This is a genomic window from Chelatococcus albus, from assembly GCF_030067675.1.
Lineage (GTDB): Bacteria > Pseudomonadota > Alphaproteobacteria > Rhizobiales > Beijerinckiaceae > Chelatococcus_A > Chelatococcus_A albus.
Genome location: NZ_JASJEV010000002.1, coordinates 359,003 through 372,359, shown reverse-complemented (window position 1 = coordinate 372,359; position 13,357 = coordinate 359,003). Strand labels below are relative to the sequence as shown.

The window sequence follows — 13,357 nt, the reverse complement described above, 5'->3', positions numbered from 1 at the left end:
TCTCGGCGAAGGACCGCGCCAGCGTGCCTGCTGTTCGGGAGGCCCGTGGTGCACCCGCAGGGGGAGGAGACCGGTTTGAACCTGTGCCGCACCGCAAGCTTCGTGCTCGCCTGCCTTCTCGTTTTGGCGCCGGGCGTCGCTGCCGCCGGGGACATGCCCTGGCGCCATGCGCTCTCGCTCCTCGGTACGCCGAAATATCCTGCCGATTTCCCGCATTTCGACTACGTGAACCCGGATGCGCCCAAGGGCGGTCTCGTGCGGCTCGGCGTGCAGGGCGGCTTCGACAATTTCAACATCGTCGTCGCCGGCGTGAAGGGCGACCTCGAGGCCGGTATCGGTCGCCTCTACGACAGCCTCCTGGCCCCCTCGCTCGACGAGGCGAGCACGGCCTACGGCCAGGTGGCGGAGGCGGTCTATCACCCGGACGACTATTCCTCCGTCACCTTCCGCCTGCGCCCGCAAGCGCGCTTCCACGACGGCGAGCCGATCAAGCCCGAGGACATCATCTTCTCCTTCGAGGTCCTGAAGGCCAATGCGCCGCAGTTCGCGCTCTACTGGAAGAACGTCGCCAGGGCGGAGAAGACCGGCGACCGCGAGGTCACCTTCACCTTCGACCAGAAGGGCAACCGCGAATTGCCACAGATCGTCGGCCAGCTCATCGTGCTGCCGAAGCACTGGTGGGAGGGCACAGACAAGGCCGGCCGCAGGCGTGACATCACGCAGACGACGCTGGAGCCGCCGGTCGGCTCGGGCGCCTATCGCCTGAAGAGCTTCGAGCCCGGGCGCTACGCCCTGTACGAACGCGTGAAGGACTATTGGGGCAAGGATCTGCCGGTCAACCGCGGTACTGACAATTTCGACGAGGTGCGTTACGACTACTATCGTGACGCCACCGTCCTCTTCGAGGCCTTCAAGGGCGATCGCATCGACTTTCGCCGCGAGAATCTCGCCAAGAACTGGTCGACGGCCTACGATTTTCCCGCCGTCCGCGAGGGGCGCGTCAAGCGCGAGGAGTTCCCCGACCGCGGCAGCGGGCGGATGCAGGCTTTCGTCTTCAACCTGCGCCGCGACAAGTTCAAGGACCCGCGCGTACGCCTCGCCTTCAACCACGCCTTCGACTTCGAGGAGGCGAACCGCACGCTGTTCCACGGCCTCTACAAGCGCATCGACTCCTACTTCTTCGGCACGGAGCTTGCGTCCTCCGGCCTGCCCGAGGGCAAGGAGAGGGAGATTCTCGAAGGCGTTCGGGACGGGGTACCGCCGGAGGTGTTCACGACGCCCTACAGGAACCCGGTGAACGCCGGCCCGCAGGCCGTGCGCGACAACCTGCGCGAGGCCCAGCGCCTCCTGCAGGAGGCCGGCTACCGCCTCCAGGGGCGGCAGCTCGTCGACGGCAAGACCGGCGCCCCCTTCACCGTCGAGATGCTGGGCCACGATCAGTCCCTCGAGCGCTACGGCCTTGCCTACAAGGCCGCGCTGGAGCGCATCGGCATCACGGTGACGCTGCGCATCGTGGACATCGCCCAGTATCAGAACCGCCTGCGCAGCTTCGACTTCGACGTGACCACCATGGTGTGGCCGCAGTCGCTCTCTCCCGGAAACGAGCAACGCGATTTCTGGGGCTCCGCGGCGGCGGACCGGCCAGGCTCCTCCAACATTGCGGGCATCCGCAATCCGGCCGTGGATGCGCTCATCGAGCGCATCGTCTATGCGAAGGACCGGGAAGAACTCGTGGCCGCGACGAGGGCGCTCGACCGCGTGCTCCTGTGGAACCATTACGTCGTGCCGCAATGGGCGCTCGGCCTCGAATGGACGGCGCGGTGGGACCGCTTCGCCCGCCCCGAGAAACTGCCGGCATACGGCGGCTCGGCCTTCCCGACCGTTTGGTGGTGGGATGCCGTGCGCGCCGCCAGGACCGGAGCCGCGCGATGACCCCCCCGGACCGCATGTCACGCCGCTCGACGCTCGCCCTCGGAGCTGCCACGCTCGCGAGCGGCCTCCTCCCGCCACGCCTTCTCGCCGGGGCTGCCGAGGAGGAGCGCCACGGCCTGTCGACCTTCGGCGAGCTCGCGCTCCCGCCGGATTTCAAGCACTTTCCCTATGTGAACCCGCAGGCGCCGAAGGGCGGCACCCTGTCGCTGCAGATCAGGCAGTCGATCGGCAACCAGAACTTCGACACCTTCAACACGCTGAACATCCACGTGCTGAAGGGTGACGGCGCCGCCGGCATGGACCTGACCTACGATACGCTGATGGTCGGTTCCGGCGACGAGCCGGATGCGCTGTACGGCCTCGTGGCGCGCGCCGTGCGCGTGGCGCCCGACCGACTGACCTACCGCTTCCTGCTGCGCCCCGAGGCGCGCTTCCACGACGGCTCGCGCCTGACCGCGGCCGACGTGGCCTTCTCGCTCGATCTCCTGAAGACCAAGGGCCACCCGAGCTTCCGCACGGTGCTCAGCGAGCTCGCCGGGGCGGAGGCGGAAGGCGACGGCGTCGTCGCGGTCCGCTTCACACCGCGGCGCAGCCGCGACCTGCATCTCATCGTCGCCTCGCTGCCCATCTTCTCGAAGGCCTACTGGACGGGCCGCGACTTCGAGGCGGCAACGCTCGAGCCCCCGCTCGGCTCCGGTGCGTACCGCGTCGGGCGCTTCGAGGTCGGGCGCTTCATCGAGTTCGAGCGCGTGCCGGACTATTGGGCGAAGGACCTCCCGGTCAACGCCGGCCTGAACAATTTCGACCGTATCCGCTACGAGTATTTCCGCGACCGGCAGGTGGCCTTCGAGGCCTTCAAGTCGGGCGTCTACAACTACAACGAGGAATATACGGCGCGCCTCTGGGCCACCGGCTACGACTTTCCCGCCGTACGTGACGGCCGCGTCAAGCGCGAGAAGCTCCCGAACGGGGCCGCGACACCGACGCAGGGCTGGTACTTCAACACGCGACGCGAGATGTTCGCGGACGTTCGCATCCGCCAGGCGATCGGCCTGTGCTTCGACTTCGAATGGACGAACGCGAACATCATGTTCTCGTCCTACCAGCGGCAGAGATCCTTCTTCGGCAACACGGACATGGAGGCGAAGGGATCGCCCTCGGCGGAGGAACTCGCCCTCCTCGAACCCTTCCGCGGCAAGGTGCCGGAGACGGTGTTCGGCGAGCCGGTGTCGCCGCCGGTCTCCGACGGCTCGGGCAGCGACCGCAACCTCTTGCGTCAGGCCGACGAGCTCCTGCGCGCGGCCGGCTGCCGGCGCGACGGCCGCGTGCTCAGGCTGCCGAGCGGCCAGCCCTTCGACATCGAGTTTCTCGATTTCCAGGCGGCCCTGCAGCCGCACACCGAGCCCTTCCAGCAGAACCTGCGCAAGCTCGGCATCAACGCCCGCTCCCGCATCGTCGACGCAGCACAATACCGGCGGCGCATGGACGAGTTCGACTTCGACATGGCGAGCATGGCGCTCGGCGGCAGCCTCCTGCCGGGCGATTCCCTGCGCGTCGTCTACGGCTCCCAGGCCGCACGCACGCCGGGCACGCGCAACATCGCCGGCATCGCCGATCCGGTGGTGGACGCGCTGATCGATCGCGTCACCGCGGCTGCGAGCCGGGCGGAGCTCGTGGTCGCCTGCCGCGCCCTCGACCGGGTGCTGCGGGCCGGCCATTATTGGGTGCCGATGTGGTTCCGCGCCGACAGCTGGGTGGCTTATTGGGACGTCTTCTCGCGTCCCGACCGCCAGCCGAAATATGCGACCGGCGCGCCGGCGACGTGGTGGTATGACGAGGCCAAGGCCAAGCGAATCAACTTCAAGGGATGAGGATTTGGGACCCGGTCACGCAGTCATCGGCGCGCATCCCCTAATGGCGCGCCCCGCCGGCGGGGCGAGGTGAGGAGCGGTCGCCACCGATGTTCGCCTATATCGCGCGCCGTCTCCTCCTGATGATCCCGACCATCCTCGGGATCATGCTCATCTCCTTCGTCATCGTGCAGTTCGCGCCCGGCGGGCCGGTCGAGCGGGTCATCGCCCAGCTGCAGGGCAGCGACACCGCAGCCGCATCCCGCATCGGCGGCGGGGGCGGCGACTTCGGCGCAGGCCAGGCGCAGCCGGGCGGCGGCGCGGATGCGGTCACCTCCCGCTACCGGGGTGCCCAGGGGCTCGACCCGGCCTTCATCAAGCAGCTCGAGAAGCAGTTCGGCTTCGACAAGCCGGCGCACGAGCGCTTCTTTCTCATGCTCAAGAACTACGCCACCTTCAATTTCGGCAAGAGCTACTTCCGCGACGTCTCCGTGATCCAGCTGATCCGGGAGAAGCTGCCGGTCTCCGTCACGCTCGGCCTGTGGATGACCCTGCTCTCCTACGCCATCTCGATCCCGCTCGGCGTCGCCAAGGCGGTGCGCGACGGCTCGCGCTTCGACATGTGGACCTCGGCGGTCGTCATCGTCGGCTATGCCATCCCGAGCTTCCTCTTCGCCATCCTGCTCATCGTGCTCTTTGCCGGCGGCTCGTTCTGGCAGATCTTCCCCTTGCGCGGCCTGTGGTCGGAGAACTGGGACCAGCTCTCGCCGGGCGGCAAGGTACTCGACTACATCTGGCACGTCGCCCTGCCCATCACGGCGATGGCGCTCGGCGCCTTCGCCACGTCGACGCTCCTGACGAAGAACTCCTTCCTGGACGAGATCCGCAAGCAATACGTGCTGACCGCCCGCATGAAGGGGCTCGCCGAGCGGCAGGTGCTTTACGGCCACGTCTTCCGCAACGCCATGCTCATCGTCATCGCGGGCTTCCCTGGCGCCTTCATCCACGCCTTCTTCGCCGGCTCGCTGCTCATCGAGACGATCTTCTCCCTCGACGGCTTGGGGCTCCTGTCCTTCGAGTCCATCGTCAACCGCGACTATCCGGTGGTCTTCGCCAATCTCTACATCTTCTCGCTGCTTGGCCTCGCCGTGAACCTCATCTCGGACCTGACCTACACCTGGATCGATCCGCGGATCGATTTCGAGACGCGGGAGGTCTGAGTCGTGGAGCGCCTCGCCCCGCCCCTGCCGCACAAGGGCCTGCTCAGGCTCTCGCCGGTCAACCGGCGGCGGCTGCAGAACTTCAAGGCGAACAAGCGCGGCTACTGGTCCTTCTGGATCTTCCTCGTGCTCTTCGGCGCAAGCCTGTTCGCCGAGTTCATCGCCAATGACAGGCCGATCCTCGCCTCCTACAAGGGCGAGCTGCTCTATCCGGTCTTCGTCGACTATCCGGAGGAGAAGTTCGGCGGCTTCCTGGCGCGCACGGACTATCGCGATCCCGTCATCGCCAGGGAGATCGAGGCGAACGGCTGGATGCTCTGGCCGCCGATCCGCTTCTCCTACAACACGCACAACCTCGACCTGCCCGTGCCGGCGCCCGCCCCGCCGACCTGGATGCTGAGCGACGAGCAGTGCCGGCCCATCGCCGAGCGCGTCGCGGGCGGCGGCCGGCAAGGGCTCGGCTGCCGCGACATCGAATGGAACTGGCTCGGCACCGACGACCAGGGTCGCGACGTCGTCGCCCGGCTGATCTACGGCTTCCGCCTCTCCGTCCTCTTCGGCCTCATCCTCGCCGGCATCTCCTCCGTCATCGGCATCGCGGCCGGTGCCGTGCAGGGCTATTTCGGCGGCTGGATCGACCTTGTCTTCCAGCGCGTCATCGAGATCTGGACGGCGATCCCCTCGCTCTATCTGCTCATCATCATCTCGGCGATCATCACGCCGAGCTTCTTCGTGCTGCTCGGCATCCTCCTTCTCTTCTCCTGGGTATCGCTCGTCGGCGTGGTGCGTGCTGAGTTCCTGCGCGCGCGCAACTTCGAATATGTGCGTGCGGCGCGGGCGCTCGGCCTGTCCAACCTCACCATCATGTTCAAGCACCTCCTGCCGAACGCCATGGTGGCAACGCTGACCTTCCTGCCGTTCATCCTCAACGGCTCGATCACGACGCTCACCTCGCTCGACTTCCTGGGCTTTGGCCTGCCGCCGGGCTCGCCCTCGCTCGGCGAGCTCCTCGCCCAGGGCAAGGCCAACCTCCAGGCCCCCTGGCTCGGCCTCACCGGGTTCTTCATCATCGCCCTCATGCTCTCGCTGCTCATCTTCACGGGCGAGGCCGTGCGCGACGCCTTCGACCCACGGAAGACCTTCGCATGAGCGCGGCGCCCCTCCTCTCGGTCGAGGACCTGTCGGTCGCCTTCACCCAGGGTGGCCAGAGCACGCTCGCCGTCGACCGCATCTCCTTCGACGTCAAGCCCGGCGAGACGGTGGCGCTCGTCGGCGAGTCGGGCTCGGGCAAGTCGGTCTCGGCGCTCTCCGTGCTGCGCCTCCTCAACTACCCCGCCGCCCACCATCCGTCGGGACGCATCCTGTTCAAGGGGCGCGACCTGCTCGCCCTGTCCGAGGACGAGCTCAGACAGGTGCGCGGCAATGACATCACCATGGTGTTCCAGGAGCCGATGACCTCGCTCAATCCGCTCCATACCATCGCGCGGCAGATCGGCGAAATCCTCAAGCTGCACAAGGGCGTCAACGGTGAGGCCGCGCGCCGCCGCACGCTCGAGCTTCTCGAGCTTGTCGGCATCCGCGACGCCGCCGCCCGCCTCGACGCCTATCCGCACCAGCTCTCCGGCGGGCAGCGCCAGCGCGTCATGATCGCCATGGCGCTCGCCAACGAGCCGGACCTGCTCATCGCCGACGAACCGACGACGGCGCTCGACGTGACGGTGCAGGCGCAGATCCTGGCGCTGCTGAAGGACCTCAAGGCTCGCCTCGGCATGGCCATGCTGTTCATCACGCATGACCTCGGCATCGTCAGGAAGTTCGCCGACCGCGTCTGCGTCATGACCAAGGGCGAGATCGTCGAGGCCGGCCCGGTGGCCGAGATCTTCGACAACCCGCAGCACCCCTATACGCGCAAGCTCCTCGCCGCCGAGCCGAAGGGCAGGGCGCACCCCGTCCCGGCGGATGCGCCCGTCATCGTCGAGGCCGGGCCCGTCAAGGTCTGGTTTCCCATCAAGCGCGGTTTCCTGCGCCGGACGGTCGGGCACGTGAAGGCGGTCGACGGCGTGTCCCTCCGGGTGCGCGAGGGCGAGACCGTCGGGGTCGTGGGCGAGTCGGGCTCCGGCAAGACGACGCTCGGCCTCGCCATCCTGCGCCTCATCCGCTCCGAGGGCCCCATCGTCTTCCTCGGGCAGGGGATCGACGGGCTCGGCTCGCGGGCCATGCGCCCCCTGCGCAAGGCGATGCAGGTCGTCTTCCAGGACCCCTACGGATCGCTTTCCCCCCGCCTGTCGGTGGCCGAGATCGTGGAGGAGGGGCTCCTCGTGCAGAAGCGGGGGCTCTCCTACGAGGAGCGGCGCGAGGTCGTCGCCCGCGCGCTGCTCGACGTCGGCCTCGATCCGGCCGCCATGGACCGCTACCCGCACGAATTCTCGGGCGGGCAGCGCCAGCGCATCGCCATCGCCCGCGCCATGGCGCTCGACCCGCGCTTCGTCGTGCTCGACGAGCCGACCTCGGCGCTCGACATGTCGGTGCAGGCGCAGATCGTCGAGCTGCTGCGCGACCTGCAGCAGCGCAAGAGGCTCGCCTACATGTTCATCAGCCACGACCTGAAGGTGGTGAGAGCCCTCTCCAACACCGTTGTGGTCATGCAGGATGGTCGCGTGGTCGAAGAGGGGCCGGCGGACGAGCTGTTCGAGCGCCCGAAGACGGACTACACGCGCGCCCTTTTCGCCGCTGCCTTCAAGCTGGAGACGGCGGAGAAAGGTGTGGTGCGCGAATGACCGGCCGCCGCACGATGCGATAAACAATCCGAAATACTTTATCATTTCACCCGCGCCCGCCGCGCCTGTAAGACCGGAGTACCGCAAGCGGCATCCGGGTGGCCCATCGCCGCCGGCCCCGGCCGCGAGCCGATCCCCCCAGGACCAGGACAAGACCGGCAGACACATGCCTCGCGCTCTCCTCATCGTCCTCGATTCCGTCGGCGCCGGCGGCGCCCGCGACGCCGCGGCCTTCGGCGACGGGGGCGCCGACACGCTCGGCCATATCGCCGAGGCCTGCGCCACCGGCCGCGGCGACCAGGCGGGCCTGCGCTCCGGGCCGCTCGCCCTGCCCCGCCTTGCCGCCCTCGGTCTCGCCCATGCCGCCGAACTGTCGAGCGGCCGGCCACTCGCCGGCGTGGAGAGGCCCGCCGCGCCACGCGGGCAATGGGGCTGCGCAGCGGAGGTGTCGAAGGGCAAGGATACGCCGTCGGGCCATTGGGAGATCGCCGGTCGCGCCGCGCCCTTCGCCTGGGGCTACTTTCCCGACACATGGCCGAGCTTTCCGCCCGAGCTCACGGAGGCCGTCATCCGCGCCGGCGGGCTCCCCGGCATCCTCGGCAACCGGCACGCACCAGGCACGGCGATCATCGAGGAGCTCGGCACCGAGCACATGCGCACGGGCAAGCCCATCTGCTACACCTCGGTCGATTCCGTCTTCCAGATCGCCGCCCACGAGGAGACCTTCGGGCTCGAGCGGCTCTACGACCTGTGCCGGGCCGTCCGTCTCCTCGTCGATCCGCTCAAGATCGGCCGCGTCATCGCCCGCCCCTTCGTGGGCACGCCGCAGACCGGCTTCACGCGCACCGGCAACCGCAAGGATTTCGCCATGCCGCCGCCGGACGGCACGATCCTCGACCGGGCGATGGCCGCCGGTCGCCGCGTGGTGAGCGTCGGCAAGATCGGCGACATCTTCGCCCATCGCAGCACGGGCGAGGAGATCAAGCCGCACGGCAACGACGCGGTGCTCACCGCCACCATCGAGGCCTTCCGCACCCTGCCCGACGGCGGCCTCGTCTTCTCGAACCTCGTCGATTTCGACACGCTCTACGGCCACAGGCGCGACGTCGCGGGCTATGCCGCGGCGCTCGAGGCCTTCGACGCGCGCCTGCCGGAGATCGAGGCAGCGCTGCGGCCGGGCGATGTCGCAATCGTCACCGCCGACCACGGCAACGACCCCACCTGGCGCGGCAGCGACCACACGCGCGAGCAGATCCCCGTGGTCGCCTTCGGCCCCGGGCTTGCGCCGGGCTGCATCGGCCGCCGCGAAACCTTCGCCGACATCGGCGAGACGGTGGCGGCGCATCTCGGCCTCCCCGTTCTCGGCCCGGGCAAACCGTGGACGGCTTGAGCCGCGGGGGCGGAACCACGCCGCAGGCGCGCCCACCGAAATGAAGCCGTCACAGACCCGTGCCTAGAAGCCTCAAGCTTCAACGTTCGGGCCCGGACCATGACAACGGATCTTCAGCGCAGGCATCTTCTTCTGGGGGCGGCGGCCGGAGCCGTCGGTCTTGCGGCCGCCCGGCCGGCCAGTGCTGCCGAGACATGGCAGGCTCCGTCGCGCAGCGCACCGGTGCTGCCGACCGACGAGGCCTTCTGGGCCTCGGTGCGCGATCTCTACGACGTCGACCGCTCCATCGCCAATCTCGAGAACGGCTACTGGGGCATCATGGCCCGCCCGGTGCTGCAGGCCTACATCGAGAACACCGAACGCGTGAACCGGCAGAACACGGTCTATGCCCGCGGCACATTCCCGAAGGACTTCGAGGCGACGCGCCAGCGCGTGGCCATGGCCGTCGGCGCGCAGCCGGACGAGATCGCCCTGACACGCGGCGCGACCGAGGCCCTGCAGGTGCTGATCGCCGGCTACAACAAACTGAAGGCCGGCGACGTCGCGCTCTATTCGGACCTCGACTACGACTCCATGCAATACGCCATGAACTGGCTGAAGGAGCGGCGCGGGGTCGAGGTGAAGACCTTCGCCATTCCCGAACCGGCGACGCGCGACAGCGTGCTCGACACCTACCGGCGCGTGCTGGCCGGGACGCCCGGGGCGAAGCTCCTGCTGCTCACGCACCTGTCGCACCGCACGGGTCTCGTCATGCCGATCCGGGAGATCGCCGCCATGGCGAGGGAGAGGGGTGTGGATGTCATCGTCGACGCCGCCCATTCGTGGGGGCAGATCGACTTCAACGTCAGCGACCTCGGTGCCGATTTCGTCGGCTTCAACCTGCACAAGTGGATCGGCGCGCCGGTCGGCGTCGGCTTCCTCTACGTCCGCAAGCAGCGTCTCGGCGACATCGACCGCCACTTCGCCGACGAGGACTGGCCGGCGGACGACATCCGCTCACGCGTCCACACCGGCACCCTGAACTTCGCGGCGGCGCTCACCGTACCGGCGGCCATCGACCTGCACGAGAGCATCACCGCCGCCGCTAAGGAGGCCCGGCTGCGCCACCTGCGGAACTACTGGGTGGAGCGCGCGCGCAAACTGCCTGCCATCGAGATCCTGACGCCCGACGATGCCAGCATGCACGCCGGCATTACCTCCTTCCGCCTGGCAGGCAAGGGCTCCAGGGACGACAACAACGCCATCGTCGGCACGCTGCGCGACAAGCACCGGGTGCTGACCGTGCGCCGCGCCGGCGTCGCCAAGGGCCAGTGCATCCGCGTGTCGCCGGCGCTCCACACGACCGAGGCGGAACTCGACCGGCTGGTCGCGGCGCTGGGCGCCGTCACGGGAGCCTGATCGGAGCGGCCGCCGCCTAAGCGCACGCCGGGCGTCCCGCTTGTTGACGGCGCTTCGCGGCTGGGGCAGGCTTGACGAGGTCGAGACAGACGGGCCCTCGAAACGGAGTTTCGGGGGCCTTTCCACTTCGCGAGTGCGGCCATGACCTCGCCGAACCGATCGACCCACATCCGCCTCACGTCGCATCCCCAGCCCGACGCGCCGGCGCGCCATCCCATCCACTGGGGCGCCGCCACGGCCCGGGAGCGCGGACCCGTCATCGGCTCCGTCACCGACCCGGCCGAGCGCAACGTCATCGGCACGCACGGCGGCGCCTACTCCGTCTATCGCGCACTCGCGGTGTCGGCCGGCGCGCTCAACCCCCTGATGCGGCCGGACCTCACCAATACCGACCCGGCCGAGACCATCGGCCCCTACCCGCAATGGAGCGATCCCGACGCGATCGTGTCGCTCGATCCCTGGGGGCATCGGGTCGCGGTCGATTTCGCGCAGGAGGTGGCCGAGGGGCTCGACATCCGTCCCACCATCGCGGTCACCAAGGCGCGCCTCAACCTGCCCGAGATCCTCGCCGCCATGGCGGGCCGCCGGCTCGCGCCCGACGGCGGCATCCTGAAGCCCTCCGGCGACATCGCCGTCACCAAGATCGCCATCGATCCCGTGTGGTACCTGCCCGGCGTCGCCAGGCGCTTCGGCGTGTCGGAGCAGCACCTGAGGCGCACCCTCTTCGAGCAGACGGGCGGCATGTTCCCGGAGCTCGTGACGCGGCCGGACATGCACGTCTTCCTTCCGCCGATCGGCGGCGCGACCGTCTATATCGTCGGCGACGTCGCCGCGCTCACCGACGAGAAGCGCACCGTCGCCTGCCGCGTGCACGACGAGTGCAACGGCTCGGACGTCTTCGGCTCCGACATCTGCACCTGCCGCCCCTACCTCATCCACGGCATCGAGGAATGCGTGAAGGAGGCGCAGCGCGGCGGCGCCGGCGTCATCGTCTACAACCGCAAGGAGGGCCGTGCGCTTGGCGAGGTGACGAAATTCCTCGTCTACAACGCCCGCAAGCGGCAGGAGGGCGGCGATCAGGCCGCGACCTATTTCGAGCGTACCGAATGCGTGGCGGGGGTGCAGGATGCGCGCTTCCAGCAGCTCATGCCCGACGTGCTGCGCTGGCTCGGCATCCGCCGCATCGACCGCTTCGTCTCCATGTCGAACATGAAACACGAGGCGATCGTCGCTGCGGGCATCGACATCGTCGAGCGCGTGCCCATCCCCGACGAGCTCGTGCCGCCCGACGCCAGGGTGGAGCTCGCGGCGAAGAAGGCCGCCGGCTACTACACGCCGGACGGTGCGCCGACGAGCGACGACCTCAGGAGCACGATCGGCCGCTCGCTCGACACGCCTTGACCGCCGGAGCGACTGCGCAACGAACGGGAACCGAAGCGATGCACGAACCCGCGCCGGATGCGCCCACGCTGGCCGACGCCGCCCGTGGCCTTCTCAGCGCGCGCGCCGTGCGGGAGCGGGCGCGGGCGATGCTCGCCCTCGCGCGGGAGGACGGGCTCCTCGCCTGCACCGTCGATCTCGACCGCCTGCCGGCGACCGCCGATTACGTGCTCGACACCATGCGCCGCAACTATCCGGCGCTCGACATCCCGTTCCATGCCCGCTGGCGGCATTTCTCGGTCGGCGGTTTCGACCGCTGGGGCACCCTCACCAGGAACCGCCGCTGGACCAGCGCGATCGAGCGTGGCCGCGCCGCCTTCGACATCGCCATCGTCAGCGTGCTGCTCGACGCCGGCGCCGGTCCCGGCTGGTCTTATGCGGAGCGCGAAACGGGCGAGCGTTACGCCCGCTCGGAGGGCCTCGCGGTCGCATCCCTGCGCATGGCCGAGGCAGGGCTCTTCTCCTCGGACCCGCGCCATCCGCTGCGCGCCGATGCCGGCGCACTGCAGGCGGTCACGCCGGAGCTCCTCGCGCGCGGCTTTGCGGCGGGGCCGGACAATCCGCTCGTCGGCCTTCCCGGCCGGGCCTCACTCCTCAATCGCCTCGGCGCCGTCGTCGCCGCCAACCCGGACGTCTTCGCCTGGGTCGACGATCCGCGGCCGGGCGGCCTGTTCGACTACCTCCTCGCGCAGGCCGAGGGCGGAACGCTGCCGGCCGAGGCCATCCTGTCCGCCATCCTGACCCATCTCGGTCCGATCTGGCCGGCCCGGCTCAGCCTCGGCGGCGTCGATCTCGGCGATACCTGGGAACATCCGCTTGCGCCGGGCACGGACGGCACGGCCGGGCTCGTGCCCTTTCACAAGCTCTCCCAGTGGCTCGCCTACTCGCTCATCGAGCCGCTGCAGGAGGCCGGCATTGCCGTCACCCACATCGACGGCCTCACGGGGCTGCCCGAATATCGCAACGGCGGGCTCCTCCTCGACATGGGCGTCATCCGCCTCAAGGACGCGGCGGACGGTGGGCGCACCCACAGCGTCGGCTCGCCCCTCGTCGTCGAATGGCGGGCGCTCACCGTGGCGCTCCTCGACGAGATCGCCGCGCTCGTCCGGCAGCGGCTCGGCCGCACAGCCGAGGAGCTTCCGCTCGCCAAGGTGCTGGAGGGCGGCACCTGGTCGGCGGGGCGGCGCATGGCCAGGGAGCGCCGCGGCAACGGTTCTCCACCGCTTTCCATCGTGAGCGACGGCACCGTGTTCTGAAGCCTCTTGGCCGGGGCGGGCGGTCGGTGGTTAGGTGATGGCGACCTTTCCCGACCCTGGGCATGCCGCCCGACCCAACGCGAGACAATCGGAG

The 13,357-nt window shown here is 69.0% G+C and carries 9 protein-coding genes; all 9 read left to right on the top strand.

What is annotated here, in order from left to right:
• Positions 1-81: 81 nt before the first annotated feature.
• The 9 genes from QNA08_RS05400 to QNA08_RS05360 all read left to right on the top strand — a co-directional run bounded on the left by QNA08_RS05400 (position 82) and on the right by QNA08_RS05360 (position 13,263).
• Positions 82-1,932, top strand: a complete 1,851-nt coding sequence (locus tag QNA08_RS05400) for an extracellular solute-binding protein (RefSeq protein ID WP_422679863.1) — start codon at positions 82-84, stop codon at positions 1,930-1,932.
• Positions 1,929-3,803 carry an extracellular solute-binding protein gene (locus QNA08_RS05395; RefSeq protein ID WP_283739643.1) on the top strand — a complete coding sequence of 625 codons (1,875 nt, stop codon included), beginning with the start codon at positions 1,929-1,931 and terminating at the stop codon, positions 3,801-3,803. The genes QNA08_RS05400 and QNA08_RS05395 overlap by 4 nt, the downstream gene beginning before the upstream one ends.
• Before the next feature lie 89 nt (positions 3,804-3,892).
• Positions 3,893-5,002, top strand: coding sequence for a microcin C ABC transporter permease YejB (locus QNA08_RS05390; protein WP_283739642.1), 1,110 nt, complete (start codon positions 3,893-3,895; stop codon positions 5,000-5,002).
• A 3-nt stretch (positions 5,003-5,005) separates the two neighbouring features.
• Entirely contained in the window at positions 5,006-6,151 is a 1,146-nt protein-coding gene (locus QNA08_RS05385; RefSeq protein ID WP_283739641.1) for an ABC transporter permease, read from the top strand.
• A complete protein-coding gene (locus tag QNA08_RS05380) occupies positions 6,148-7,779 on the top strand; it encodes an ABC transporter ATP-binding protein (protein WP_283739640.1) in 1,632 nt (543 codons plus the stop codon). Before QNA08_RS05385 ends, QNA08_RS05380 begins: the two co-directional genes overlap by 4 nt.
• Positions 7,780-7,945: 166 nt before the next feature.
• Positions 7,946-9,169, top strand: a complete 1,224-nt coding sequence (locus tag QNA08_RS05375; RefSeq protein ID WP_283739639.1) for a phosphopentomutase — start codon at positions 7,946-7,948, stop codon at positions 9,167-9,169.
• A gap of 99 nt (positions 9,170-9,268) precedes the next feature.
• The gene (locus QNA08_RS05370) at positions 9,269-10,567 is read left to right on the top strand and encodes an aminotransferase class V-fold PLP-dependent enzyme (protein ID WP_283739638.1); all 1,299 of its coding nucleotides are present in this window, start codon (positions 9,269-9,271) and stop codon (positions 10,565-10,567) included.
• Positions 10,568-10,708: 141 nt separating this feature from the next.
• Entirely contained in the window at positions 10,709-11,968 is a 1,260-nt protein-coding gene (locus QNA08_RS05365) for a GTP cyclohydrolase II (RefSeq protein WP_283739637.1), read from the top strand.
• A 38-nt stretch (positions 11,969-12,006) separates the two neighbouring features.
• Positions 12,007-13,263 carry a URC4/urg3 family protein gene (locus QNA08_RS05360; protein WP_283739636.1) on the top strand — a complete coding sequence of 419 codons (1,257 nt, stop codon included), beginning with the start codon at positions 12,007-12,009 and terminating at the stop codon, positions 13,261-13,263.
• Positions 13,264-13,357: the final 94 nt, after the last annotated feature.